The 24,337-nt window shown below is 68.5% G+C and carries 24 protein-coding genes and 1 tRNA gene; 17 read left to right on the top strand and 8 right to left on the bottom strand.

Annotation, left to right across the window (positions count from 1 at the left end):
- Positions 1-22: 22 nt before the first annotated feature.
- From recO to ACNUDN_RS17935, 4 genes are read left to right on the top strand one after another with little or no spacing between them, the layout of a single operon-like run.
- On the top strand, positions 23-883 hold the full coding sequence (recO, locus tag ACNUDN_RS17950) for a DNA repair protein RecO (RefSeq protein WP_419123155.1): 861 nt from the start codon (positions 23-25) through the stop codon (positions 881-883).
- Positions 816-1,715 (top strand): decaprenyl diphosphate synthase, encoded by a 900-nt coding sequence (locus tag ACNUDN_RS17945; protein WP_419123154.1) that lies wholly within the window; start codon positions 816-818, stop codon positions 1,713-1,715. Before recO ends, ACNUDN_RS17945 begins: the two co-directional genes overlap by 68 nt.
- Positions 1,716-1,761: 46 nt before the next feature.
- Positions 1,762-2,190 (top strand): hypothetical protein, encoded by a 429-nt coding sequence (locus tag ACNUDN_RS17940; RefSeq protein WP_419123153.1) that lies wholly within the window; start codon positions 1,762-1,764, stop codon positions 2,188-2,190.
- A 9-nt stretch (positions 2,191-2,199) separates the two neighbouring features.
- On the top strand, positions 2,200-2,391 hold the full coding sequence (locus ACNUDN_RS17935) for a hypothetical protein (RefSeq protein WP_419123152.1): 192 nt from the start codon (positions 2,200-2,202) through the stop codon (positions 2,389-2,391).
- Here ACNUDN_RS17935 and ACNUDN_RS17930 read toward each other — a convergent pair.
- Positions 2,388-2,780: a Fur family transcriptional regulator gene (locus tag ACNUDN_RS17930; protein ID WP_419123151.1), complete on the bottom strand. Its 393-nt coding sequence runs from the start codon at positions 2,778-2,780 to the stop codon at positions 2,388-2,390. The two genes, ACNUDN_RS17935 and ACNUDN_RS17930, sit on opposite strands and share 4 nt — an antisense overlap.
- Positions 2,777-3,139, bottom strand: a complete 363-nt coding sequence (locus ACNUDN_RS17925) for an ArsR/SmtB family transcription factor (protein WP_419123150.1) — start codon at positions 3,137-3,139, stop codon at positions 2,777-2,779. Before ACNUDN_RS17925 ends, ACNUDN_RS17930 begins: the two co-directional genes overlap by 4 nt.
- A gap of 48 nt (positions 3,140-3,187) precedes the next feature.
- On the opposite strand from ACNUDN_RS17925, the gene ACNUDN_RS17920 reads away from it, so the two are divergent.
- Entirely contained in the window at positions 3,188-4,603 is a 1,416-nt protein-coding gene (locus ACNUDN_RS17920; protein ID WP_419123149.1) for a glycine--tRNA ligase, read from the top strand.
- A 107-nt stretch (positions 4,604-4,710) separates the two neighbouring features.
- On the opposite strand, the gene ACNUDN_RS17915 is transcribed toward ACNUDN_RS17920, so the two are convergent.
- Together ACNUDN_RS17915 and ACNUDN_RS17910 are read right to left on the bottom strand one after the other, a co-directional pair.
- Positions 4,711-5,595, bottom strand: coding sequence for a type IV toxin-antitoxin system AbiEi family antitoxin (locus ACNUDN_RS17915; protein WP_419123148.1), 885 nt, complete (start codon positions 5,593-5,595; stop codon positions 4,711-4,713).
- A gap of 232 nt (positions 5,596-5,827) precedes the next feature.
- Complete coding sequence (locus ACNUDN_RS17910) at positions 5,828-7,819, bottom strand: TPM domain-containing protein (RefSeq protein WP_419123147.1); 1,992 nt, start codon at positions 7,817-7,819, stop codon at positions 5,828-5,830.
- A 73-nt stretch (positions 7,820-7,892) separates the two neighbouring features.
- Here ACNUDN_RS17910 and ACNUDN_RS17905 point away from each other — a divergent pair, with 73 nt between their 5' ends.
- The 3 genes from ACNUDN_RS17905 to ACNUDN_RS17895 are packed head-to-tail and all read left to right on the top strand — an operon-like array spanning position 7,893 to position 11,476.
- A complete protein-coding gene (locus ACNUDN_RS17905) occupies positions 7,893-9,167 on the top strand; it encodes a deoxyguanosinetriphosphate triphosphohydrolase (RefSeq protein ID WP_419123146.1) in 1,275 nt (424 codons plus the stop codon).
- A gap of 4 nt (positions 9,168-9,171) precedes the next feature.
- Positions 9,172-11,115 carry a DNA primase gene (dnaG, locus tag ACNUDN_RS17900; protein ID WP_419123145.1) on the top strand — a complete coding sequence of 648 codons (1,944 nt, stop codon included), beginning with the start codon at positions 9,172-9,174 and terminating at the stop codon, positions 11,113-11,115.
- 58 nt (positions 11,116-11,173) lie between these two features.
- Positions 11,174-11,476: a DUF7155 family protein gene (locus ACNUDN_RS17895; protein WP_419123144.1), complete on the top strand. Its 303-nt coding sequence runs from the start codon at positions 11,174-11,176 to the stop codon at positions 11,474-11,476.
- Here the strand turns inward: ACNUDN_RS17895 and ACNUDN_RS17890 are convergent.
- Positions 11,473-11,724 carry a hypothetical protein gene (locus tag ACNUDN_RS17890; RefSeq protein ID WP_419123143.1) on the bottom strand — a complete coding sequence of 84 codons (252 nt, stop codon included), beginning with the start codon at positions 11,722-11,724 and terminating at the stop codon, positions 11,473-11,475. The genes ACNUDN_RS17895 and ACNUDN_RS17890 overlap by 4 nt on opposite strands.
- Before the next feature lie 156 nt (positions 11,725-11,880).
- Here ACNUDN_RS17890 and ACNUDN_RS17885 point away from each other — a divergent pair.
- From ACNUDN_RS17885 to ACNUDN_RS17875, 3 genes are all read left to right on the top strand, one after another.
- Positions 11,881-11,956 (top strand) — tRNA-Asn (locus ACNUDN_RS17885).
- Between the two features lie 243 nt (positions 11,957-12,199).
- Positions 12,200-12,442, top strand: a complete 243-nt coding sequence (locus ACNUDN_RS17880; protein ID WP_419123142.1) for a hypothetical protein — start codon at positions 12,200-12,202, stop codon at positions 12,440-12,442.
- Between the two features lie 74 nt (positions 12,443-12,516).
- Entirely contained in the window at positions 12,517-13,002 is a 486-nt protein-coding gene (locus ACNUDN_RS17875; RefSeq protein ID WP_419123141.1) for an LppP/LprE family lipoprotein, read from the top strand.
- Between the two features lie 10 nt (positions 13,003-13,012).
- Here the strand turns inward: ACNUDN_RS17875 and ACNUDN_RS17870 are convergent, their stop codons facing one another.
- The gene (locus tag ACNUDN_RS17870) at positions 13,013-14,977 is read right to left on the bottom strand and encodes an acyl-CoA dehydrogenase family protein (protein WP_419123140.1); all 1,965 of its coding nucleotides are present in this window, start codon (positions 14,975-14,977) and stop codon (positions 13,013-13,015) included.
- 101 nt (positions 14,978-15,078) lie between these two features.
- On the opposite strand from ACNUDN_RS17870, the gene ACNUDN_RS17865 reads away from it, so the two are divergent.
- Positions 15,079-15,816, top strand: coding sequence for a VIT1/CCC1 transporter family protein (locus tag ACNUDN_RS17865; protein WP_419123139.1), 738 nt, complete (start codon positions 15,079-15,081; stop codon positions 15,814-15,816).
- On the opposite strand, the gene ACNUDN_RS17860 is transcribed toward ACNUDN_RS17865, so the two are convergent.
- Complete coding sequence (locus ACNUDN_RS17860; RefSeq protein ID WP_419123138.1) at positions 15,817-17,031, bottom strand: MFS transporter; 1,215 nt, start codon at positions 17,029-17,031, stop codon at positions 15,817-15,819.
- Positions 17,032-17,114: 83 nt separating this feature from the next.
- Entirely contained in the window at positions 17,115-17,567 is a 453-nt protein-coding gene (locus ACNUDN_RS17855) for a MarR family winged helix-turn-helix transcriptional regulator (protein WP_419123137.1), read from the bottom strand.
- A 105-nt stretch (positions 17,568-17,672) separates the two neighbouring features.
- Between ACNUDN_RS17855 and ACNUDN_RS17850 the strand changes: the two genes are divergently transcribed.
- Genes ACNUDN_RS17850 through ACNUDN_RS17830 form a run of 5 tightly spaced genes read left to right on the top strand, consistent with a single transcriptional unit; the run spans position 17,673 to position 24,325 of the window.
- Positions 17,673-19,715 carry an ABC transporter ATP-binding protein gene (locus ACNUDN_RS17850; protein ID WP_419123136.1) on the top strand — a complete coding sequence of 681 codons (2,043 nt, stop codon included), beginning with the start codon at positions 17,673-17,675 and terminating at the stop codon, positions 19,713-19,715.
- Entirely contained in the window at positions 19,712-20,563 is an 852-nt protein-coding gene (locus ACNUDN_RS17845) for a CbiQ family ECF transporter T component (RefSeq protein ID WP_419123135.1), read from the top strand. Before ACNUDN_RS17850 ends, ACNUDN_RS17845 begins: the two co-directional genes overlap by 4 nt.
- 19 nt (positions 20,564-20,582) lie before the next feature.
- Positions 20,583-22,097, top strand: coding sequence for a TldD/PmbA family protein (locus ACNUDN_RS17840; RefSeq protein WP_419123134.1), 1,515 nt, complete (start codon positions 20,583-20,585; stop codon positions 22,095-22,097).
- Between the two features lie 4 nt (positions 22,098-22,101).
- A complete protein-coding gene (locus ACNUDN_RS17835) occupies positions 22,102-23,475 on the top strand; it encodes a metallopeptidase TldD-related protein (protein ID WP_419123133.1) in 1,374 nt (457 codons plus the stop codon).
- Positions 23,476-23,482: 7 nt separating this feature from the next.
- On the top strand, positions 23,483-24,325 hold the full coding sequence (locus ACNUDN_RS17830; protein WP_419123132.1) for a carboxymuconolactone decarboxylase family protein: 843 nt from the start codon (positions 23,483-23,485) through the stop codon (positions 24,323-24,325).
- Positions 24,326-24,337 lie beyond the last annotated feature (12 nt).

Below are 24,337 nucleotides of genomic sequence, written 5' to 3'. Positions count from 1 at the left end.
CCGGCAGTGGGACACTGGGCCGATGCGTCTGTACCGGGACCGAGCGGTGGTGCTGCGGCAGCACAAGCTCGGTGAGGCCGACCGGATCGTGAGTCTGCTCACCCGCGATCACGGTCTGGTGCGGGCGGTCGCCAAGGGGGTGCGACGTACCCGCAGCAAGTTCGGGGCGCGGCTGGAACCGTTCGCGCACATCGACGTTCAGTTGCATCCGGGCCGCAATCTGGACATCGTCACCCAGGTCCAGGCTATCGACGCGTTCGCTTCCGACATCGTCAGCGACTACGGCCGGTACACGTCTGCCTGCGCGATGTTGGAGACCGCGGAGCGGATCGCCGGCGAGGAGCGGGCTCCCGTCCCGGCGCTGCACAAGCTCACCGTGGCCGCGTTGCGGGCGGTGGCTGACGCCTCCCGCCCCCGCGAGCTCGTCCTGGACGCCTACCTGCTGCGCGCGATGGGGGTCGCGGGATGGGCGCCGGCGCTGATCGAATGCGCCCGGTGCGCCGCTCCGGGCCCGCATCGGGCGTTCCACGTCGCGGCGGGTGGAAGCGTGTGCGTGCACTGCCGGCCGTCGGGATCGGTCACCCCGCCGCAAGGGGTACTGGATCTGATGGCCGCGCTGTACGACGGCGACTGGGAACACGCCCAGATCTCCACGTCGGCGCACCGCAGCCAGGCCAGTGGGTTGGTGGCCGCACATCTGCAGTGGCACCTGGAGCGAAAGTTGCGGACACTGCCACTTGTCGAGCGGCCGGCCGATGCGACGCCCGGGACGGGTGGGCAAGGAATCGACAGGAGCATCAGGCAGGATGTTGCGCATGGCATTGGAACGGACTGGGCGGCGGAAGGGCCGGGCCAGCTACCCACAGCTGCCCCCGGCGCCTGACGACTATCCGACCTTTCCGGACAAGTCGACCTGGCCGGTCGTGTTCCCTGAGTTGCCCGCACGGACCAACGGCAAATTCGCCCGACCGCCGCAGCACACCTCCAAAGAGGCTGCGCCGCAGATCCCGGCCGGTCAGGTGCCCAACCACGTCGCGGTCGTGATGGACGGTAACGGCCGGTGGGCGACCCAGCGCGGCCTCGGGCGTACCGAGGGTCACAAGATGGGCGAGGCGGTGCTCATCGACATCACCTGCGGGGCCATCGAGCTGGGGATCAAACACCTGACGGTGTACGCGTTCTCCACCGAGAACTGGAAGCGCAGCACCGAGGAGGTCCGGTTCCTCATGGGCTTCAACCGTGAGGTGGTGCGTCGGCGCCGGGAGAATCTCAACGACATGGGTGTGCGCATGCGGTGGGTGGGTTCCCGGCCCCGGATGTGGCGCAGTGTGATCAAGGAGTTCGACATCGCCGAGCAGATGACCGTCGACAACGACGTCATCACGATCAATTACTGCGTCAACTACGGCGGCCGCACCGAGATCGTCGAGGCGGCACGCGAGCTGGCGCAGCAGGCGGTGGACGGCAAGATCAACCCCGCTCGAATCACCGAGGCCGCATTCGCCCGCCATCTGCACCGCGCCGACATCCCGGACGTCGACCTGTTCATCCGAACCTCCGGGGAACAGCGGGCGAGCAATTTTCTGCTCTGGCAGGCGGCGTACGCGGAGTATGTGTTTCAGGAGAAGCTGTGGCCGGACTACGACCGCCGCGATCTGTGGGCCGCGTGCGAGGAGTATGTGAATCGCAACCGCCGCTTCGGCAGAGCCGAATGACGGCAGGAGCGGCAGAGCCGAATGACGGCAGGAGCGGCAGAGCCGAATGACGGACCTGGCTGAACGTCTCTCGGTCGTACTGGCCGAGGTTCTTCCGGTGCTCCGCGAGGACGACGGCGCGTTGACCGTGCAGCACGACGAGACGTTTGCCTCGCTGCGCGTCGTCACCATCGCCGAGGGGCTGGACCTGGTGTCACTGACACAGGTGCTGGCGTGGGATCTGCCGTTGAACAGCGCGATCCGTGCCCGGGTGGCCAAGCACGCGCAGGACACGCTGCTCGGCACCGTCTCTCTGGTCGAGAAGATCGGCGCCGACCAGAAGTCCTCGGCCAAGCCGACGAAGACCGGCGACGTGTTGCTGCGCTACAACTTCCCGGCCGCGGGTCTGACCGATGATGCACTGCGCACGCTGGTCCTGATGGTGCTGGCCACCGGTGGTGACGTACGGCGCGCCCTGACCGATTCCGGCGGCTAGGGTCGGGACATGCGCATGGTCATCGTCGCTGTCGGCGTGCTGGTTGCGCTCGCCGGTCTGTTGTTCGCCCTGCAGGGGTTCGGAGCGGTGGCCGGTAGCCCGATGACCGGTACCACGACCTGGTCTGTGCTCGGGCCGATCATTGCGATCGTCGGTGTCGTCGTCGCGGTCGTGGGCTGGCGCAGCGGACGGCGCCGCTAACCCGCGCCGCAGCCGCTGCACACCCCGAAGATCTCAATGGTGTGGCTGACGTCGGAGAATCCGTGCTCGCGGGCCACCTGTGCGGCCCAGTTCTCCACATCGCGGCCCTGGATCTCGACGGTGGATCCGCAGTCGCGGCACACCAGATGGTGGTGGTGGTGCTCCGAACAGCGCCGATAGACGGATTCGCCGGTGTCGGTCCGCAAGGTGTCGACCAGGCCGGTCGCGGCCATCTGCTGCAGGGTGCGATACACCGTGGTCAGTCCGATGCCCTCGCCCCGGCGGCGCAGCTCGTCGTGTAGTTCCTGGGCGGACCGGAAGTCCTCGATGTTCTCCAGCAGCGCGGAGATCGCGGCGCGTTGTCGTGTCGAGCGCACGGCCCCGGTCATTTGTCCTCCTCGGCGGCATGGGTGACGGCGGCGACGACGATCTCGGCAAGATGGTCGTCGACCAAGCGGTACAACACTTCTCGTCCGGATCGCGATCCCTCGACCACCCCGGCCGATTTCAGGATGCGAAGGTGCTGGCTGACCAGGGGCTGCGGCACATCGAGGGCGTCCACCAGTTCGTGCACGCAGCGCGCTTCCTCCCGTAATTGCAGCACGATGGCGATCCGCACCGGAGCCGCCAGCGCTCGCAGCAGGTCGCCGGCGTTGTCGAGCACTGCCCGCGGTGGCAGTTCGGCCGGTGGGGCACCGGCGTGGTTGTGAACGTCCGACGTGTCAGTCGTACTGGAAATCGTTTTCATTAGCATCCACAATACATGCAAGACCGTGCATGTCAACAGGGACGTCGCGTGACCGCCTCCGATGTCTCGCTACGCTGTCACCCCGTGGCGTCCGTCATCGATACGATTGCAAACCTGGCCAAGCGGCGCGGGCTGGTCTTCCAGTCCGGCGAGATCTACGGCGGCACCAGATCCGCCTGGGACTACGGCCCGCTCGGGGTGGAGCTCAAGGAGAACATCAAGCGGCAGTGGTGGCGATCGGTCGTCACCGGCCGCGATGACGTGGTGGGCTTGGACAGCGCGATCATCTTGCCGCGCGAGGTTTGGGTCGCCTCCGGCCACGTCGAAGTGTTCAACGATCCGCTGGTGGAGTCTCTGATCACCCACAAGCGCTATCGGGCGGACCATTTGATCGAGGCGTACGAGGCCAAACACGGCCACCCCCCGGAGAACGGACTCGCCGACATCCGAGACCCGGAGACCGGCGATCCCGGGCAGTGGACCGAACCTCGCGACTTCAACATGATGCTCAAGACCTACCTGGGTCCCATCGAGACCGAGGAGGGCTTGCACTATCTGCGACCCGAGACCGCGCAGGGCATCTTCGTCAACTTCGCCAACGTGGTGACCACCGCCCGCAAGAAGCCGCCGTTCGGCATCGGCCAGATCGGCAAGAGCTTCCGCAACGAGATCACCCCGGGCAACTTCATCTTCCGCACCCGCGAGTTCGAGCAGATGGAGATGGAGTTCTTCGTCGAACCCGATACCGCCCGCGAGTGGCACCAGTACTGGATCGACACCCGGCTGCAGTGGTACGTCGACCTGGGCATCGACCGGGACAATCTGCGGCTCTACGAGCATCCCAAGGAGAAGCTGTCCCACTACTCCGACCGGACCGTCGACATCGAGTACAAGTTCGGCTTCGCCGGCAACCCGTGGGGTGAGCTGGAGGGTGTCGCGAACCGGACCAACTTCGACTTGTCCACGCACGCAAAGCACTCCGGCGTCGATCTGTCTTTCTACGATCAGGCCGGCGACACCCGTTACGTGCCCTACGTCATCGAGCCGGCAGCCGGTCTGACACGCTCGCTGATGGCGTTTCTGGTCGACGCCTACCACGAAGACGAGGCGCCCAACGCAAAGGGTGGCGTGGACAAGCGCACGGTGTTGCGGCTGGATCCGCGGCTGGCTCCGGTCAAGGCCGCGGTGTTGCCGCTGTCGAGGCACGCCGACCTGTCCCCGAAAGCCCGGGATTTGGCCGCCGAACTGCGCCAGTCGTGGAACGTCGAATTCGACGACGCCGGCGCGATCGGTCGGCGCTACCGCCGGCAGGATGAGATCGGCACCCCGTACTGCATCACCGTCGACTTCGACTCCCTCGAAGATCAGGCGGTGACGATCCGGGAACGCGATGCGATGACCCAGGAGCGGGTGGCGCTCAGCGAGGTCTCCGACTACCTGGCGGTGCGCCTCAAGGGCTGCTAGGTTTTGGCGCGAGCGTGCGTGTCTGCGGGCGAAACGCCGTGAGAAAAGCGAACTTTGCGCACCCTCGCGCGGTCTGTATCCGGGTGGTGTGCAAACTTCACGCACGCTCACGCGGCGTGCCTCTGGGTGAGTTCGCCTTCGATGCGGCGCACCATCTCCAGCGGCCGCCGGCGGACGTCGTCGGAAACCACGGACAGCATGCGCCAGCCGACCTCGTACAGTGCCGCGCGTTTCTGACGGTCTTTGATGAATTGCTCGCGGTCGCTGTGCCAGTCGAACCCGTCGTACTCCACGGCGACCTTGACGTCGAGCCAGGCGAAGTCGACGCGCCACGTACGCAGGTCGATGTCGACGATTTCGTGCTGCAGCACCGGCGCGGGCAGTCCGCCGTCGAGCATCGCGAGCCGCGCTTCGCTTTCCATCGGTGACTCGGCCAGTGCATCGGCCAGTGGTATGAGTTCGCGTACGGCGACGATCCCTCGGCGGCCGGCTTGTGCGGTGGCTGCGGCGAACAGCTGACGTCGATCGCAGGTCCTGCTGCGCAGTGCGGCGTCGAGCGTCGCCAGCGCGCGAGGACGGCGCAGCGAGCGTGCCACCTCGACCGCGGTCCATGCGGCGTGGGTCGCGGGTCTACCGTCGGCTCTGCTCAACGGTGCGCCGTAGCGCCGATGGACGATCAGGCCGTCGGAGTTACGGAGTTGATGTCGCGCGGGGTTGAGCGCGTGGATGTCCCTGGTGTCTTCGGTGTCGAACCCGTAGGCGGCCGCGGCGGTCCCCAGGCAAATGGCGACCGGTTCGCCTGCCCGCAGATCAAGTCCACGCAACCTGACCGACACGTCGGGAGCGTCCCGGCTGTACACGCCCGGCCACACCTTGATCAGCCGGCCGTCCCGAATTTCGATGTCGAGACGACTGCGGCTGTAGAAGGTCAGCAACTGACCCGAGGTGGCCACGCCGCCTTGAGACCGGAACACCGCATCGAGATCGGACATGCCGACGATCGTGGAACGGTTTGACGGGCCGCAGTCGTACCGATGGACGGGTCTGGGGATGAACCTCGGGTTGGGGAGCGCGCCGGCAGTGGCGACGTGACGAGCCTGGCGTGTCGCCGACGCTGCCGGGCGTGCGAGAACTCAAGGAGATCAGCGGCGTGTCGGCCTCAGACACGCACGCTCGCGATGGGGTGCGGGTCAGTGCTGGGGTGCTGGGGTGCTGGGGTGCGGGTCAGAAGCGGCCGCCGCCGCCGCTGAAGCCGCCGCCACCGAAGCCGCCGCCACCGCCACCGCCGAAGCCGCCGCCGAAGCCGCCTCCGCCGAACCCGCCGCGTAGGACGCCGGAGAGCACATTGCCGATCAGGATCCCGCCGATGACCGCACCCATCTGCCCGCCGCCACCACCACCGGCGCCACCGTAGGGCCCGCCGAAGTGCCGCTGGGCAGCGGTGACATCGGAGTTGGCCAGCGACTGGGCCTGGGCGGCCAGCATCGCGGCCCCGTTGGCGTGGGCGATGGCCTCGTTCAGATTCGTCTCGCGCTTGTCCCGCGCCGCTTGCAGCTGACGGACCGCCTCGGCCAGCCGGGTTCGCGCCTCGGGCCCGATGGCGCCGCGGCGGGTGTCGATGTAGTCCGACACCGCCCGCACCCGGGACTGCGCGTTGAACAGGGCCTGGTCGAAGGTGCGGCTGAGCCGTTCATGGGTTTCGCGCTCTTCGGCGACCTCGGCGAGCAGCCGGTCCAATTCGGCGTCGGCCTGGGTCAGGCGGGTGAACGCGCCGAGCGGATCGGTGTTGCCCGCGCTCTGCGCGTGCGCGACCGCTTGCACTGCCGCGTCTCTGGCGTCGCTGAGTGCGGTGGCCACCGCGACCTTGCCCTGCGCGAGCTGGGCGCCGGCGGAGTTGATGCCGTTCTGGATGTCGGCGATGACGGCGGGAAGGCCGCTCATCGCGCGGTTGATGTCGGTGGAGGCGCTGTCGACGGCGTCGAGCAGGATGCGGGCCTGGCCGAGGGCGGCCTCGGCGGCGTGGATGGCGTCGACGAGTCCGCCCTGACGTTCGGCGGGCCGGGCCACCAGGCTGCGGGCCGTGGTGATGCTCTGATCGGCGAAGCTCAGCCGCTGCCTGGCTTCGTCGATGTTGTCGGCCACCGAAACCAGTGCGGTCTCGGCGAATTGGGACTTCAGCTGTTGCAGCGTCTGCTCGGCCGGTGTGAGCCGCGCGGTCAGATCGACCATCTGCTGGGTGAGGCTGTCCAGCCGACCCGGCGCGTTGATCACCAGATCACGCAGCCGGGCGAACGCCTCGCGCTGCGCTTCGAGCTCCTGGTCGGCCTTGGCGGCCGCGACGATCACCCGGGTGAGCAGGTCGCGACGCTGCGCCGGGGTCTCGGGCACCGCGTCATCGAGGATGTGCCGGACGTTGAGAGCCTGCGCCATGGTGGTTTTGGCGTTGGCGACCGCCCGGGTGAACGGCGCGGTGTCCTGCTCCCCGAACTCCTCGACTGCCAGCGCCAGTTCGCTTTCGCTGGTGCGCAACTCGTTGTCCACGTCGACGACGATCTTGCGGGACAGGTCGTCGAGAGCTTCCAGCGGCACCGCGGCGAGGGCGTTCGCATCGGCCGGGTCGACCCGCTGTGCGGCCGCGAACTCGGCCTCCCGGCGTTTGCGCCTGCGGCGCCGCTGCCAGACGACGAGCACCGCCAGGGCCAACCCGATCACGCCGAGAGCGATGAGCAGACCGATCCAGCTCACGCCGCCGCCACTGCTGCCGGACAGTCCCTGCGCGGCTGCGACCGCGGCGCCGGCCCAGTCTCCGGTGCGCAGCAATGGCTCCACGTCGTCGCGCCGGACCCGGTCCACGTCGACTCCGCGCACCGCCTCGGTGGGTGCCAGCAGCGCGTAGGCGCGGTCGACGGTCGCCACCGCGAGGATCGCGTCCTGGCTGCCCAGGTCGCTGCGCCGGTAGGTGGTCTGTGCCCAGGTCTGGGCGTCCTGGCCGGAGAAGTCCTCGACGAACACCACCCAGAGCCGGATGCGTTGCTCGTCGTAGAGCCGGTCGATCGCGTCGCGCACCTCGGCCGTGCCGGCCGCGTCCAGCGCGTCGGCGTTGTCGGTCAGGTAGGTCGGCAACCGCAACGGCGGCTCGGCGGCCACGCCCGGCGCGCAGACGAGTCCGAGGGTCACGACGGCGAGCAGCATGGGTAGCAGGCGGGCGACGCGCATGACCGCCAATCTAGTGCGGCGCGCCCGAGAGGCTGTGAACACCAGGTCATCGGCCCTGGCAGACTGTGCGTCGGTGAGCCCACGAGTGCAGGACAGCTACGACGCGTTCGACCGGCGGCGGTTGGTCGCCGAACCGGCCAAGAGCGCGGGCCTGCCCGGGACCGACAGCGAGCACCGCTCCGATTTCGCGCGCGACCGGGCCCGCGTGCTGCACTGCGCCGCGCTGCGCCGCCTGGCCGACAAGACCCAGGTGGTCGGGCCCCGCGACGGGGAGACGCCGCGCACCCGACTGACGCATTCACTGGAAGTCGCCCAGATCGGCCGCGGGATGGCGATCGGCCTCGGGTGCGACCCGGATCTGGTCGATCTGGCGGGCCTGGCCCACGACATCGGCCATCCGCCCTACGGTCACAACGGCGAACGCGCCCTCGACGAGATCATCAAAGGGTTCGGCGGTTTCGAGGGCAACGCGCAGAACTTCCGCATCCTGACCCGACTTGAGCCCAAGGTGCTCGACGAGCACGGTCACAGCGCCGGCCTGAACCTGACCCGGGCGTCTCTGGATGCGGTGGCGAAGTATCCGTGGCGGCGGCAGGAAGGTCGCCGCAAGTTCGGGTTCTACGACGACGACGCGGCGGCGGCCCAGTGGGTGCGCGACGGCGCGCCCGCCGAGCGGCCCTGTCTGGAAGCCCAGGTGATGGACTGGGCCGACGACGTGGCCTACTCGGTGCACGATGTCGAGGACGGTGTGATCTCCGGCCGTATCGACCTGCGCGTGCTGGCCGACACGGATGCTGCGGCCACCCTCGCCCACGTGGGCGCGCAGTCGTTCCCGTCCCTGGCCCCTGACGACCTGGTGGAGGCCGCCGAGCGGTTGTCCCAGGTGCCGGTGGTGGCGGCGGTCGGCAAGTTCGACGGCACCCTGTCGGCGTCGGTGGCGTTGAAGACCTTGACCAGCGAGCTGGTCGGGCGGTTCGCCAACGCCGCGGTGTCGGCGACCCGGGCGGTCGCGGGGGCCGGCCCGTTGCGCCGGTTCGACACCGAGCTGGCGGTGCCCAGCCTGGTGCGTGCCGAGGTCGCGCTGCTCAAGACCCTTGCGCTGCAGTTCATCATGTCCGACCACCGGCACCTGCAGGTCCAGGCCGACCAGCGAAACCGGGTCCATGAGGTGGCGCTGGCGTTGTGGGGGCAGGCGCCGGGCAGCCTGGACCCCCAGTTCGCGGCGGAGTTCGCCGCGGCCGGTGACGACGGAGCGCGCCTTCGTGCGGTCATCGACCAGATCGCCTCCTACACCGAGAGTCGCCTGGAACGAGTGCATGAAGCACGCTCACCCCGGCCTCTAGACTGACCGGGTGGCGGCGGAAGCGACTCGAGGACGGGGCAGGATCCCCGACCGGGACATCGCCGCGATCCGCGAGCGGGTCAGCATCGAAGACGTCGTCGGCGATTACGTCCAGCTCCGCCGCGCGGGTGCGGACTCGCTGAAGGGTCTGTGCCCGTTCCACGACGAGAAGTCGCCGTCGTTCCATGTACGGCCCAATCACGGACACTTCCACTGCTTCGGCTGCGGCGAAGGCGGCGACGTCTACGCGTTCCTGCAGAAGATCGAGCACGTCAGTTTCGTGGAGGCGGTCGAACTGCTCGCCGACCGGGTCGGCTACACCGTGACCTACACCGGCGGCTCCACCACCAACGTCCAGCGCGACCGGGGCAGCCGCAGCAGGCTGCTGGCCGCCAACGCCGCCGCGCAGGAGTTCTACGCCGAACAGCTGAACAGCGATGAAGCCGCCCCGGCGCGTCAGTACCTGATGGAACGCAATTTCGATGCCGAGGCCGCGGCCCGATTCGGCTGCGGTTTCGCCCCCTCGGGATGGGAGACTCTGACAAAACACTTGCTGCGCAAGGGTTTCGAATTCAAGGAACTCGAAGCTGCCGGTCTGTCACGGGAGGGCCGCCGCGGACCGATGGATCGCTTCCACCGCCGTCTGCTGTGGCCGATCCGGGCCAGCGGGGGAGAGGTGATCGGGTTCGGTGCACGGCGGATCTTCGACGACGACCAGATGGAAGCCAAGTACGTCAACACCCCCGAGACGGTGCTCTACAAGAAGTCCTCGGTGCTGTTCGGGCTCGATCTGGCCAAGCGTGACATCGCGAAATCGCACCGGGCCGTGGTCGTCGAGGGCTACACCGATGTGATGGCCATGCACCTGGCCGGTGAGACCACCGCGGTCGCGTCGTGCGGCACCGCGTTCGGCGACAGCCACCTGGCGATGCTGCGCCGGCTGATGATGGACGACAACTGGTATCGCGGAGAGTTGATCTTCGTGTTCGACGGCGACGCCGCGGGTCAGGCCGCCGCGTTGAAGGCGTTCGACGGTGACCAGCAGGTGGCCGGCAAGTCCTTCGTCGCGGTGGCCGCCGACGGAATGGACCCGTGCGATCTGCGGCTCAGATCCGGCGACGGGGCCCTTCGCGATCTGGTGGCCCGCCGCATCCCGATGTTCGAGTTCGCGGTGCGCAGCCTGATCCCGGCCGGCGACGTGCTCGACAACGATCCGCAGGCCAAGGTCGACGCGCTGCGACAGTGCGTCCCGCTGGTGGCCCGGATCCGGGACTACGCGCTCCGGGACGAATACGCGCGCCGGCTGGCGGGGTGGACGGGCTGGAACGACGAGGGCCAGGTGCTCACCCGGGTCCGCGAGGAGGCGACCAAGCGGGGGATGCCCGACCGGGCTCGTCGCCGCGCAGCATCGGTCGCGACGTCACCGGCACCCGCCAGGGCAGCCGCCCCGGTGATGGCCAGACCCGACCCTGCCGACCCCACCCTGTGGCCGCAGCGGGAGGCCCTCAAATCGGCTCTGCAGTACCCGGCGCTGGCCGGACCGGTGTTCGACTCGTTGGCCGCGGAGAGCTTCACCCATCCCGGGTACACGGCCGTGCGGGCCGCGATCGCGTCCGCCGGCGGTACCGCGACCGGCGTGACGGGCGCCGGGTGGATCGAGATGGTGCGCGAGCAGCTGACCACGCCTGACGCGGCCAGCCTGGTCAACGAACTGGGTGCCGAGGCCATCAACGCCGACGATGAACGGCTGCCCCGCTACATCGGCGGGGTGCTGGCCCGGCTCCAGGAAGTGTGGATCGGGCGGCAGATCGCCGAGGTCAAGTCCAAGCTGCAGCGAATGTCGCCGGTGGAGCAGGGTGACGAATACCACGCGCTATTCGGTGACCTGGTGGCCATGGAGGCCTACCGCCGCAGCCTGCTGGAACAGGCCAGCGGTAACGACCTGACTGCATAAAGCCGATAGGCGGGTTATGGTTGTCGCTGTTGAACCGTCGGGGAGAAGGCGAGCTGGGATGCTGGTGGACAAGATCGCGACCAACAAGATTCGGCTGATCGCCGGGGCTATCGCGGCCGCTGCTGTCGCCGTGCCGCTCTACACGTCGGTGACCGGTGTGCAGGCCACCGAGGTCAACGCCGGTCCGGCCTGCCTGGCGTGGTTCGGCAACAAGGAGGACGGCAACTGCCTGTCGTACTCCAACGGCACCGGCGCCACCATCGGTACCCCGCAGTTCGGCTTCGGTGACAACGGGTTCGGCTTCTACACCGGCCCGCTGCTGCCCGGCACCACGATCAGCCAGGGTATCGGCGGAAGCTAGGGGTTCTTCCGCATCATCTGCTCCGGCTCGAGTACCTCGGTGCCGGAGTCGATGCGTGTCAGCTTCACCATCGCCGGGTCCGGGGACACCCGCTCGGCGATCTTGCGTCGCCCGGCCTCGATCACGGCCTTGGCGGCCGGACTGGCCGTGACGGCGCGATACGTGCCCGCGATCTGTTCGTAGCGCCGCCTGCCGGCCTTGGTTCCCAGCACGTAGCCGACAGCCACCGCAGCGACATACCCGATCACAGGGCTCCTCCCAGAGGTCTCGTGGAGAGTTGACGTCTCAGGGTCCATCCTGCCTCACACCGAGCCCTGCGCGCCGAGCCGGGAACACATTGGCACCCTCGCGCCGACGTAGGCTAGAGTGCTCTCTGGCCCGCGGCGCAGACTGCGGGAGGGCAATCCCCTGTAGCTCAATTGGCAGAGCATTCGGCTGTTAACCGAAGGGTTGCTGGTTCGAGTCCAGCCGGGGGAGCCACCGAGTCGCACGCCGAATTCCGGTTCGGTCGTGCGATCTGTCTGCCCGGCGCGATGCGTACTCGGCAGAATGTGAGAAGCCCGTCCCTTCGCTGGGAAGATGCTGTCGCGGAACGCTCGCGGCGCCCCCCGCGGTTACGCTTGTTGCGTAACGCACACGTGGCACACGCTGAGACACAACAGGTTTCGCGTCGGCCAGGTTGCCGCCAGATGGCGGGTGGACTCGTCAGAAGGAGATCTGGGCATGTCGATCAATATCAGGGTCATCGCCGCGGTCATCGGCGCGACCGCATTGCTGGGTGGTGTCGGGATGGACGTCGCGCAGGCGGGCACGTTCCCCAAGGGTGGGTCCTATCACGATGGCGGGGTAGGGGCGACCGTGGAGCCGACGCCCGATCCGACCACGCTGGCCACCGCGTCGTTCAGTCCGCAGGTGCACGCGGAACTGCCGTGCGGCGCCGTCGCGTGGGGCGGCGGCTGCGGCTGATCGCCTGGCGGGCTTAAACGCCTGGACGGGAAGCGCTTTGACGGCAGCAGGCCACCTCCGCCTATTCTGGGCCCATGCGAGGTAGCCGCCCTCAGGGCAGTCACGTGGCGCTGGCGGCAGTACTGGCCGTTGTCGCCGCCGGGTGTGGTTGGAGCCCGCCGGCGCCGGAGCCGACCCGCACCGCGACCGACTGCGGACCGGGTCCGTCTCCGCAGGCCATCGAGTCCGAGCTGACACTGCTGCCGCCGGGGCCGTGGCGCGAAACCGCCCGCGGAGCGGCCGCCGACTGCCGCCTACAGTGGGCGGTCGTCACTGCGGGCGACCAGGACGACAGTCCGCAGCAGGTGTTGTTCTTCGACGGCACGGAGCCGGTCGGATCGCCCACCATGGACCCGCGGCCCTACATCACGGTCACCCCGCAGGGTGAACACGACGCCGTCGTGCAGTACCAGTGGCGGCAGGGCCAGGACGAGCCGTGCTGTCCGACGGGAATCGGGACGGCCCGGGTCACCCTCGAAGACGGCAGACTGACCGTGCTGGATCCGGTACCGGCAGCATGAGCGGACCGGTTCAGATCCTGCCCGCGCTGGTGGCGTCCTGCTCCACGTGCTCGTCGGCGTCGGGGATGTTCTCCGGGTGCAGCATCTCTGCATAGCGGAGCTGCTCGGGGATGCCGAAGCCGTCGACGAGCAGTTCGGCGTAGGGGCGCAGCCGTCGGCAGCGGTCGTTGATCCCGCGCGTGACGGCCTTGGCCCGCTCGGTGGACAGGAACCGATGCTCGACGAACCAGGCCTTATCTTCTTCGATCACCGAGAGCGCGTACAGGTCGCACACCATCCCCAGGATGTCGCGGGCCTCGTCGTCCTCGCAGGCGTCGATGCCCGCCACGAACGCCTCCAGGATGATCCGGTCGATGTGCGCCTGGGCGGTGTGCAGCACGTGGTCCTGCACCGAGTTGAACGCGTCGAACGCACTCATCTCCTTGGACTTGCCCTGGAGCCGGCGCGCCACCGAGGACAGCATGTACTCCTCGCGGTCCTCGAACATCTTGACCTGGGTGCCGCGATTGAAGAGGCTGCCCTCTTCCTCGTTGTCCTGGCGGGTGTCCAGGATGGTCTGCATGATCGTCTGCGCAGCGGTCCGCTTCACCACCCGCTCACCGGCGAAATTGGCTGCGAAGCGCACCCATTCGACGGGGCTCATACCCTTGATGTCGTCGGCGTAGGCGGTCAGCAGCTCCTTGGCCACCAGTTGGGTGAGCACATGGTTGTCGCCTTCGAAGGTGGTGAAGACATCGGTGTCGGCCTTGAGCGCGATCAACCGGTTCTCGGCGAGATAGCCTGCGCCACCGCAGGCTTCGCGGGCCTCCTGGATCGCGCGGGTGGCGTGCCAGGTGTTGGCGGCCTTGAGGCCGGCCGCTCGCGATTCGAGTTCGCGCTGCTCCTCGGGGTCGGGATCGTCGGCGGTCTGCAGCTCGTGACATTTGGCCACCAATTCGTTCTGTGCGAACTGCAGCGCGTAGGAGCGCGCGATCAACGGGAACAGGCGCCGCTGGTGGACCAGGTAGTCCATCAGCAGCACTTCCTGCTCGTCGTCGGGGGCGGAGAACTGCCTGCGCTGCAACGCATACCGGGTGGCGATGTCCAGCGCGACCCGGGCCGCGGCGCCGGCGCTTCCGCCGACGGTGACCCGGCCGCGGATCAGGGTGCCCAGCATCGTGAAGAAACGCCGGTTGGGGTTTTCGATCGGGGAGCTGTAGGTTCCGTCCGCGGCGACGTCGGCGTATTTGTTGAGCAGGTTCTCCCGCGGTACCCGGACGTTGTCGAACTGGATGCGGCCGTTGTCGACACCGGGTAGTCCGCCCTTGTAGTGGCAGTCCGAGGTGGTCACGCCGGGCAGGTCGTTGCCGTCGTCGTCGCGGATCGGCACGACGAAGCAGTGCACCCCGTGCTGGACCCCGTCCGGGGTGATCAGCTGCGCGAAAACCGCTGCGACCCGGGCGGTTTCGGCGGCACCGCCGATGTAGTCCTTACGCGCCGACGGGGTGGGGGAGTCGATCACGAACTCCTCGGTGGCCGGGTCGTAGGTGGCCGTGGTCTCCAGCGCCTGCACGTCGCTGCCGTGACCGGTCTCGGTCATCGCGAAACAGCCGAGCAGTTCGAGGTCGATCAGTTTCTTGACGTAGGCGTCGTGATGGCGCTCGGTGCCCAGATTCTCGATGGCCCCGCCGAACAGCCCCCACTGCACGCCGGCCTTGACCATCAGGGACAGGTCGCTCATGGCGAGCATCTCGATCTGGGTGACCGCGGCCCCGACGTCGCCGTTACCGCCGTGCTCCTTCTTGAACCCGTCCTCGGCGGCGCCGCGGGCGGCCATGATCTTCATCTGCTCACCCACTTTGGTGCGGGCGATCACGGTGTTGGGGGTGTAGTGGGGCCGGAAGATCTCGTTGCTGAGTTCGCGACGCATACGGTTCTTGACGTCTCGGAAGCGGCCGTCCAGTGAGTTGCGCAGATGCTCCGCCGTGGTGGTCATATCCCGACGGTAGCCCGCACAGCGGGGCGGCAAACTGTGATGTCGAAAACCAAGGTCAACCTGATCTGCGGCACCCCGGGAAGCGGGTGTTCAATCAGCTCATGACGGACCCCTCAGAGACGCCGCGGTCGCCCACCGGCACGCCGCATGTGGTCGATCACCGGCATGCGAACGTGACCGGAGGGTGGCTGCGCGCGGCGACCTTCGGTGCGATGGACGGTCTGGTCAGCAACACCGCGCTGATCGCCGGGGTGGCTGCCAGTGCCGACGCGCAGACGGTGATTCTCAGCGGTGTGGCGGGGCTGCTGGCCGGCGCGTTCTCGATGGCGCTCGGGGAGTACACGTCGGTGACCACGGCCAACGAGCAGATCGAATCCGAAGTGCGATTGGAGCGGCACGCGTTCGAGAAATACCCGCAGGCCGAGCGTGCCGAGCTGGTTGCGATGCTCACCGAAATGGGGATGACGCCGGAGACCGCGGCCAAGGCCACCGAGGAGATCCACCGCGACGAAGGCCGGGCGATGAACTTCCACCTGACGCAGGAGCTCGGCGTGGATCCGCGGGAGAAGCCGTCGCCGTGGGTGGCGGCGCTGTCGTCGTTCGTGCTGTTCGCCATCGGCGCGGTGATCCCGCTGGTTCCCTACCTGCTCGGCTATGCGTCGCTGTGGGCCGGGCTGGCCTGCGGGGGTATCGGATTGATGCTGGCCGGGGCGATGGCCGCCCGGTTCACCCGGCAACCGCTGGTGTGGGCCGCGTCGCGGCAGTTGCTGCTCGGCGGTGCGGCCATCGCCGCGACCTACCTGGTGGGTCTACTCATCGGCGCCACCGTCATCGGCTGATCAGCTGTCGCTGCCGACCGTGACTGCTCGGGCCTGGTCGGTGAGCTCGTCGAGGGCAGATTCCTCGGCGTCGATATGCCTGAGGTGTTTTCGTGTCGCCGCGAGCGTGACGGCGGCCAGCAGCACCGCACCGGCGCCGACCCAGAACGGCAGGTGCACGTTGACGTGCTCGCCGAGCACACCGGCAAGCCAGGGCGCCACGGCCGCACCGCCGAACCGCATGAAGCTGTAGGCCGCCGACGCCACGCCGCGCTCGACCGGCGCCGCCTTCATCACGGCCTCGGTGATCAGGGTGTTGTTGATGCCGATCCACAGCCCGGCCAGCACGACGCAGGCGGCGAGCACCGCCTTGTTGTCGGTCGCGAGCGCCATCACCACCAGGGTTGCCGTCATCGCCAGCAGGTTGACCAGCAGGGTCGGCACGGTGCCGAAGCGGTGTTGCAGCCGAGGTGCCACGAACACCGATGTGACGGCCAGCGCGACACCCCAACCGAAGAAGATCACGCCGATCTGGCGGGCACTCATGTCGAGCGGGAACGGGGTGAACGCCAGCAGCGTGAAGAAGCCGAAGTTGTACAGCAGCGCGGTCACGGCGACACCGAGGAGTCCGCGATGTCGCAGCGCGCGGAACGGGTCGGCCAGGCTGGTGGCGCGTTCGGCGGCCGGGGTGGCCGGCAGCAGGAAGAGGGTCACGGCCAGGGCGACGGTCATCAGCACCGAGACACCGAAGAACGGGCCGCGCCACGAGATGGAACCGAGAACACCCCCCACCAGCGGCCCGATGGCGATGCCGACCCCGAGGGCGGCCTCGTAGAGGATGATCGCCTGCGCGACCGAACCGCGAGCGGAGCTGACGATGGTGGCCAGGGCGGTCGCGATGAACAGCGCATTGCCCAGACCCCACAGCGCGCGCCAGCCGACCAGGCCCGTCACCGAATCGCTCAGGCCGGCCAGGCCGGCGCCGGCGATGATGATGACCAACCCGAGCAACAGGGTGCGTTTGGGGCCGATACGACTGGCCACCACGCCAGTGATCAGCATCGCCACCCCCATGACGGCCATGTAGCTGGTGAACAGCAGCGACACCTGGGACGGGGAGGCATTCAGGTTGTCGGCGATGGGCTTGAGAATCGGGTCGACGAGCCCGATACCCATGAAGGCGACGACGGACGCGAATGCGACGGCCCAGACCGCCTTGGGTTGAGAACGGAGCATAGAGAAACTATATAGAAGACCTATGAATTACCTCAACTCGGGAGTGGCCGGAGGCGCCGACATCGGCGCTCGGCGTGCTCGGTTCACCCTGTGCCGGTGGGGTTTGGGCGCGACGGCGCCGTCGCATCCTCGATGATCCGGCGCAGCACGCTCACAGCCTGGGTGAGGCAGGCACGGTCGGCGTCGCTGAGCCGCTCCAGGTAGGGGTCGATCGCCGCACCACGGTCCGCGCGGGCCTGCCGCAACGCGGTGACGCCCGCCGGCGTGATGCGGATGAGCACGGCTCGTGCGTCGTGGGGGTCCGGGGTCCGGGTGACCATGCCGGCGTCTTCGAGGCGGCGGACCTGGGTCGTCATCGTCGGCTGCGAACAGTGGTCGAGCGCCGCCAGATCGGAGATCCGGGCTTCACCCTGGTCTTCGATGGTGGACAATAGGCGAGCCTGGGCGAACGGGACCGGCATTCGCAGTCGTTGGTTGGCGAGGCGGTTGATCCGGGCCACCACGGAGAGCAGGTCTGAGCCGAGCGTCGACGACATGGGACCCATGTTTACATAGGTTTTCTATGTAAATCAAGCATACCGGTGGTGCCGGTCACAGGCCGGGCCGTCGGCCGGCCGACGTGCGACTGGCAGAATCGTGTGATGACATCGGCCGGCCCGGAGAGCGCCTCTCGCCGGACCGGCCCCCTTCGGCCGGTCGAACTCGCGCAGGCCGCGGTGATGGCTGCCCTGTGCGCCGCCATCGCGATCATCGCGGTCGTCGTACCGTTCGCGGCCGGGCTGTCATTGCTCGGAACCGTCCCCATGGGCTTGCTCGCCTACCGCTACCGGCTACGTGTCCTCCTCGCCGCGACGGTGGCCGGTGGACTGGTCGCGTTCCTCATCGCCGGCATGGGCGGCTTCATGACGGTCGTGAACTGCGCCTACATCGGCGGACTCACCGGCATCGTCAAACGCCGCGGACGCGGCACACCGACGGTGATCGCCAGCGCGCTGGTCGCCGGGGCGTTGTTCGGACTCGCTGTGGTGGCCGCTCTGGCGGTGCTCAGCCGGCTGCGGAACCTGATCTTCGACTCGGTCACCGCCAACGTCACCGGTCTGGCCGCGATCATCGAGCGGATCCCCGGGATGGAGCCGCTCGCCGATCGGATCACCCGCGACTTCGCGACCGCCCTGCACTACTGGCCGTTCCTGTTCTTCGCCACCGGCATCCTGAGCATCACGTTCGTCAGCCTGGTCGGGTGGTGGGCCCTGTCGCGGGTGCTGGGTCGCCTGTTCGGGGTTCCGGATGTCCACAAGTTGGAAGCCCCGACCGATGCCGGGCCGATAGCGCCGATTCCGTTGCAGTTGAGCGACATCCGGTTCCGTTATCCCGGTGCGAATCAGGATGCGCTGGGTCCGGTGTCGCTGACCGTCGAACCGGGTGAACACGTCGCGGTCACCGGTGCGAACGGCTCCGGCAAGACCACCCTGATGCTGGTGCTGTCCGGCCGCGAACCCACCGCGGGCACCGTGCAGCGGCCCGGGGCAGTGGGCCTGGGCAAGCTGGGCGGCACCGCGGTGGTGATGCAGCACCCGGAGAGCCAGGTCCTGGGCACCCGCGTCGCCGACGACGTGGTGTGGGGGCTACCCCCGGGTGCGGCCATCGACGTGGATCAACTGCTTGCCGAGGTGGGCCTCGACGGGCTCGCCGAGCGGGACACCGGAGGTCTGTCCGGTGGCGAACTGCAGCGCCTCGCGGTCGCCGGGGCACTGGCCCGGGACCCGTCGCTGCTCATCGCCGACGAGGTCACCAGCATGGTCGACCAGGAGGGCCGCGACGCGCTGATGTCGGTACTGGCCGGCCTGACCAAGCGGCACCGCACCGCCTTGGTGCACATCACCCACTACAACACCGAAGCCGAGGCGGCCGACCGCGCGGTCATGCTCGCCGGAAACGGTGCGGCGGCCAACATGGAGATGGTCGAACAGGCCGACGCGCCCGCGGTCAGCGCGGCCGAGGCGCCGCGTGGCGCACCGGTACTCGAGCTCGCCGGCGTCGGCTACGAATACGGCAGTGGCACGCCGTGGGCCAAGGCCGCGCTGCAGGGCATCGACCTGACCGTCTATGAAGGTGACGGTCTGCTGATCCACGGCCTCAACGGTTCCGGCAAGTCCACGCTGGCGTGGATCATGGCCGGCCTCACGGTGCCGACCGAAGGCAGCTGTCTGCTCGACGGCGAGCCCGTCTCAGAACAGGTTGGCGCCGTTGCCATCTCGTTTCAAGCAGCGCGACTGCAGCTGATGCGCAGCCACGTCGCCCACGAGATCGCCTCGGCTGCGGGTTTCTCGGTGCGTGACAGCGACCGGGTCATCGGCGCGCTGGCCACCGTGGGACTGGATCCGGGGCTGGCGATGCGTCGTATCGACCAGCTCAGCGGCGGGCAGATGAGACGTGTCGTGCTGGCCGGACTGCTGGCCCGTAAGCCACGCGCCCTCATCCTCGACGAACCGCTGGCCGGCCTGGACGCGGAGTCCCAGCGCGGGCTGCTACGTCTGCTCCAAGACCTGCGCCGCCGCGAGCGGCTCACCGTCGTGGTCATCTCCCACGACTTCGCCGGCCTCGACGAACTGTGCCCGCGCACGGTGCACCTGCGCAACGGCGTCCTCGCACCGACGCCCACCACAGCAGGGGGTATGTCATGACGGCTGCGCAGGCGTCGCGAAAACCGCGCCGGCAGGTGGTGTTGCTCCGACCGGTGCCCGGAGACACTGTCATGCATCGGCTGTGGGCCGGCTCGAAGCTGCTCATCGTCGGCGGGATCGGGGTGCTGCTCACCTTCTACCCGGGTTGGGTGCCGATTGCAGCGGTGGCGCTGCTGGTCGTCGCGGGCGCCATGATCGCCCGCATCCCGCGGGGGGTGCTGCCCGCGATACCGGGATGGTTGCTGTTTCTGCTGCTGCTGGGCGCCGTCACGGCGACCTTCGCCGGTGGCAGCCCGGTGGTCGGGTTCGGATCGGTGGAGATCGGATTGGGAGGGCTGCTCAACTTCCTGCGTATCACCGCGCTGTCGATCGTGCTGCTGGGGCTGGGTGCGATGGTGTCCTGGACCACCAACGTGGCCGAGGTTGCCCCCGCAGTGGCCAAGCTGGGGCGTCCGCTGCGTCCGCTGCGGATCCCGGTGGACGACTGGGCGGTGGCGCTGGCCCTGGCGCTGAGAGCTTTTCCGATGCTCGTCGAGGAGTTCAGCGTGCTCTACGCCGCTCGTCGGCTGCGGCCGAGAGACGTCGACCGGCAGCGTCGGCGGGCCCGGGTGCGGCAGTGGGCGTCGGAGTTGATCGACCTGCTGGCCGCCGCGATCACGGTGGCGTTGCGCCGAGCCGACGAGATGGGTGACGCGATCACCGCGCGCGGTGGAGCCGGGCAGATCTCGGCGGTTCCGTCCGGGCCCAAGCGGCGCGACTGGGTGGCGATCGCCGTGGTCGTGGTGGTCTGCGGGGTGGCGCTGGCACTGGAACTGACCATTCTGGGCACCAGCGGAATGCGCCGCTGAACCACTACGGTGTGAAGGCGTGACAGCCCGAACCGTCGACCCGGACTTCCTTGCCCTGCCCCGTCATGCGCTCGCCGATGCGGCCCTGACCGCGGCCACCCAGGCCGGCGCCGACTATGCCGATCTGCGCATCCATGCCATCACCACCGAATCGGTGCAACTCCGCGACGGCGCGTTGGAGACGGCGGTCACCGACTACGAGATCGCACTGGCGGTTCGGGTGATCGTCGACGGCACTTGGGGGTTCGCCTCGCACGCCGAACTCGACACTGCGGCGGCCGCCGAGACGGCGCGGCGTGCGGTGCAGGTGGCCAGGACGCTGGCGCCGTTGAACGCCGAACGCATCGAGCTCGCCCCGGAACCGGTCTACCGCGACGTCAACTGGGTGTCGGACTACCGGGTCGACCCGTTCGGCGTCGCGACCCAGGACAAGATCGCGGTGCTCGACGACTACTCGGGCCGGCTGCTGGCATCCGACGGTGTCGACCACGTGTCGGCCTGGCTGCACACGGCAAAGGAGCAGACGTTCTACGCCGACACGTTCGGGTCGACGATCACCCAGCAGCGGGTCCGCGTGCTGCCGCAACTGGAAGCCGTCTCGGTCGACGCCGCGGCCGGCTCGTTCGAGAGCATGCGCACCCTGGCCCCACCGACGGGGCGGGGCTGGGAAGCGGTGGGCGGTGACGAGGTCTGGGACTGGACGGCTGAATTGGCCGAGCTGCCGGCGCTGCTGGCCGAGAAGATGAAGGCGCCCAGTGTGGTGGCGGGACCGACCGATTTGGTGATCGACCCGACCAACCTGTGGCTGACCATCCATGAGTCGATCGGGCACGCCACCGAGTTCGATCGGGCCATCGGTTACGAAGCCGCTTACGCCGGAACGTCGTTCGCCACCCCGGACAAGCTCGGACGGATGCAGTACGGCTCGTCGGTGATGAACGTGACAGCGGACCGCACCGTCGTGCACGGCCTGGCGACCGTGGGTTTCGACGACGAGGGGGTGCGCGCTCAGAGCTGGGATCTGGTGCGCGACGGACTGTTCGTCGGCTATCAACTCGACAGGGTGTTCGCGCCGCGGCTCGGCGTCGGCCGCTCCAACGGCTGTTCCTATGCCGATTCCGCGCACCACGTGCCCATCCAGCGGATGGCCAACGTCTCGCTGCAGCCCGCACCGGAGGACATCAGCACCGCGGACCTCATCGCGAGGGTGTCCGACGGTCTCTACATCGTCGGAGACAAGAGTTGGTCGATCGACATGCAGCGCTACAACTTCCAGTTCACCGGACAGCGCTTCTTCCGCATCCGAGACGGCAAGCTGGACGGGCAGGTGCGCGACGTCGCCTACCAGGCGACCACGACCGACTTCTGGAATGCGCTGGAAGCTGTTGGGGGCCAATCGACCTGGCGCCTCGGGGGAGCATTCAACTGTGGCAAGGCCCAGCCCGGCCAGGTCGCCGCGGTCAGTCACGGCTGTCCGTCGGCGTTGTTCCGGGGCATCAACGTGCTCAACACCCGCGCAGAAGGTGGGCGGTGATCCGATGATCGGCGCACAGCAGGTGGTCGACGTCGCGCTGGCCGAGGCGCGGCGGTTGGGTAGGGCAGACGAAACCATCGTGGTGGTGACCGACCGGGTCGACGCGTCGCTGCGGTGGGCCAACAACACCATGACGACCAACGGCGAGTCGACAAGCCGCACCACCACCGTCATCTCGGTGGTGCGCACTGCCGAACACGCCCACGTCGGGTCGGTGCGGTCGAGCGCGGTGGACCCGGGCGTCATCACCGATCTGGTCACCGCGTCCCAGTCGGCGGCCGCCGACGCGCCGCCGGCACGCGACAGCGCACCCGCGCTGCCCGCAGCGCAGCCACCCGCCGACTGGGACGCCGAGGTGCCGCGCACCGGTGCCGAGGTGTTCAGCGGTGTCGCCGCCGAACTGGCGCGCGGATTCCGCGGGCGCGACACGCTGTTCGGCTTCGCCCGTCACGAACTGGAGACCACGTTCGTGGCCACATCGACCGGATTGCGGCGACGCTTCACCCAGCCGACCGGCTCGGTCGAGATCAATGCCAAACGCGACGGGGCCAGTGCATGGCGCGGGGTCAGCACCGCCGACTTCAGCGATGTCGCGGTCGATGCGATGCTCGACGACCTGGCCACCCGGCTGTCGTGGGCACACCGGACCGTTGAGCTGCCCGCCGGGCGCTACGAGACGATCATGCCGCCGTCCACGGTGGCCGACATGATGATCTACCTGATGTGGTCGATGGGGGGACGGGGTGCCCAGGAGGGCCGGACCGCGCTGGCCGCTCCGGGCGGCGGCACCAGGGTCGGGGAGAAGCTCACCACCCTTCCGTTGACGCTGTACTCCGATCCCGCTGCGGCGGGCCTCGAGTGCACGCCGTTCGTCACCGCGACGAGTTCGTCGGACCGGTCGTCGGTGTTCGACAACGGGCTCGACATCGGGCGGGTGGACTGGATCCGGGACGGCGTGATCAACGCGCTGGCCTACCCGCGGGCCGCCGCCGCCGAGTTCGACGCGCCGGTGGCCGTCGCCGCCGACAACCTGCTGATGACCGGTGGTGCGGCGCCCCTGTCCGAGATGATCGCCAACACCGAACGGGGACTGCTGCTTTCGACGCTGTGGTACATGCGCGACGTGGACCCGGCGGTGCTGCTGCTGACCGGCCTCACCCGCGACGGTGTCTACCTCGTCGAGGACGGTCAGGTCACCGCCGCGGTGAACAACTTCCGGTTCAACGAGAGCCCACTGGACCTGTTGCGCCGCGCCACCGAAGCCGGCGTCAGCGAAGTGACGCTGCCGCGGGAGTGGGGCGATTGGGCGACGCGGGCCAAGATGCCTTCGCTGCGCATCCCCGACTTTCACATGTCCTCGGTCAGCCAGGCGCAATAATGCGGGGGTGACTGAACGCACATTGCCCGAACGGGTGGCCGCGCTGGCAGCGCTGTCCTGCGGTGACGAACGCGCCGACACCGTGATCCGGTTGACGTGCGGACGGGCGCTGTCGCTTCCTCCGCTGCCCACCCCCTCGGAGGTCCCGCCGGAGTACACCGAGCAGGAATCGGTGCTGGCGGCGTTTGCCGAGCAGTTCGCCGTCGACGTCGCAGGGATCGGCGACAACCAGCGCGCTCGGTTGTTGGCGGCGTTCGGCGACAACGCGTTTCGGGTGGTGGTCGCGATCTTTCTCGCCGATTTCCTGCCGCGGGTCTGGGCCGGCTGCGAGGCGCTGGGTCTGGGCCGCCCGGGCTGGTCAGCCGAGGTACCCATCGACGCTGACACCGACCCGGTGGCAGCGGTGCTCGGCGGCTTCGTCCCCGCGGTGGCGCGGCAGCGTGAGCTCGACCCGGTGACCACCGAGCTGGTCCGGTTGCGTGGAGCCGAGGCGCACAACTGCCGGCTGTGCAAGTCGCTGCGCGAAGGCCATGCCCTGGACGCGGGCGGATCCGAGGACCTGTATCGGCAGATCACCGACTTCGAATCCGCCGACGGGCTCTCCGACGCGCACAAGGCGGCGCTGCGTTACGTCGATGCGCTGATCTGGTCACCGTCGCACATCGACGAGCAGGTCGCCGCCGGTGTGCGCACGCACTTCTCCGAGCAGCAGATGCTCGAGCTGACCCTCGACGTCATGCGCAACGCGGCGAACAAGATCGCGGTGTCGCTGGCCGCCGACGCGCCGCGGGTGGCCGAGGGTACCGAGCGCTACGAAGTCGACGAGCAGGGGCAGACGATATTCGCCTGACCGGACATGTGC

The organism is Mycobacterium sp. smrl_JER01 (genome assembly GCF_048513595.2).
In the GTDB taxonomy this organism is placed as follows: Bacteria; Actinomycetota; Actinomycetes; order Mycobacteriales; family Mycobacteriaceae; genus Mycobacterium.
Note: the sequence above shows the minus strand (reverse complement) of the source record. Positions and strands in the feature narration are given on the sequence as shown.

Bases quoted from the DNA above. Each gene is read 5' to 3' on its own strand.
- recO (WP_419123155.1), top strand. From the start codon at position 23: ATGCGTCTGTACCGGGACCGAGCGGTGGTGCTGCGGCAGCACAAGCTC.
- ACNUDN_RS17945 (WP_419123154.1), top strand. From the start codon at position 816: ATGGCATTGGAACGGACTGGGCGGCGGAAGGGCCGGGCCAGCTACCCA.
- ACNUDN_RS17940 (WP_419123153.1), top strand. From the start codon at position 1,762: ATGACGGACCTGGCTGAACGTCTCTCGGTCGTACTGGCCGAGGTTCTT.
- ACNUDN_RS17935 (WP_419123152.1), top strand. From the start codon at position 2,200: ATGCGCATGGTCATCGTCGCTGTCGGCGTGCTGGTTGCGCTCGCCGGT.
- ACNUDN_RS17930 (WP_419123151.1), bottom strand. From the start codon at position 2,780: ATGACCGGGGCCGTGCGCTCGACACGACAACGCGCCGCGATCTCCGCG.
- ACNUDN_RS17925 (WP_419123150.1), bottom strand. From the start codon at position 3,139: ATGAAAACGATTTCCAGTACGACTGACACGTCGGACGTTCACAACCAC.
- ACNUDN_RS17915 (WP_419123148.1), bottom strand. From the start codon at position 5,595: ATGTCCGATCTCGATGCGGTGTTCCGGTCTCAAGGCGGCGTGGCCACC.
- ACNUDN_RS17910 (WP_419123147.1), bottom strand. From the start codon at position 7,819: ATGCGCGTCGCCCGCCTGCTACCCATGCTGCTCGCCGTCGTGACCCTC.
- ACNUDN_RS17895 (WP_419123144.1), top strand. From the start codon at position 11,174: ATGCTGGTGGACAAGATCGCGACCAACAAGATTCGGCTGATCGCCGGG.
- ACNUDN_RS17880 (WP_419123142.1), top strand. From the start codon at position 12,200: ATGTCGATCAATATCAGGGTCATCGCCGCGGTCATCGGCGCGACCGCA.
- ACNUDN_RS17875 (WP_419123141.1), top strand. From the start codon at position 12,517: ATGCGAGGTAGCCGCCCTCAGGGCAGTCACGTGGCGCTGGCGGCAGTA.
- ACNUDN_RS17870 (WP_419123140.1), bottom strand. From the start codon at position 14,977: ATGACCACCACGGCGGAGCATCTGCGCAACTCACTGGACGGCCGCTTC.
- ACNUDN_RS17865 (WP_419123139.1), top strand. From the start codon at position 15,079: ATGACGGACCCCTCAGAGACGCCGCGGTCGCCCACCGGCACGCCGCAT.
- ACNUDN_RS17860 (WP_419123138.1), bottom strand. From the start codon at position 17,031: ATGCTCCGTTCTCAACCCAAGGCGGTCTGGGCCGTCGCATTCGCGTCC.
- ACNUDN_RS17855 (WP_419123137.1), bottom strand. From the start codon at position 17,567: ATGTCGTCGACGCTCGGCTCAGACCTGCTCTCCGTGGTGGCCCGGATC.
- ACNUDN_RS17850 (WP_419123136.1), top strand. From the start codon at position 17,673: ATGACATCGGCCGGCCCGGAGAGCGCCTCTCGCCGGACCGGCCCCCTT.
- ACNUDN_RS17845 (WP_419123135.1), top strand. From the start codon at position 19,712: ATGACGGCTGCGCAGGCGTCGCGAAAACCGCGCCGGCAGGTGGTGTTG.
- ACNUDN_RS17835 (WP_419123133.1), top strand. From the start codon at position 22,102: ATGATCGGCGCACAGCAGGTGGTCGACGTCGCGCTGGCCGAGGCGCGG.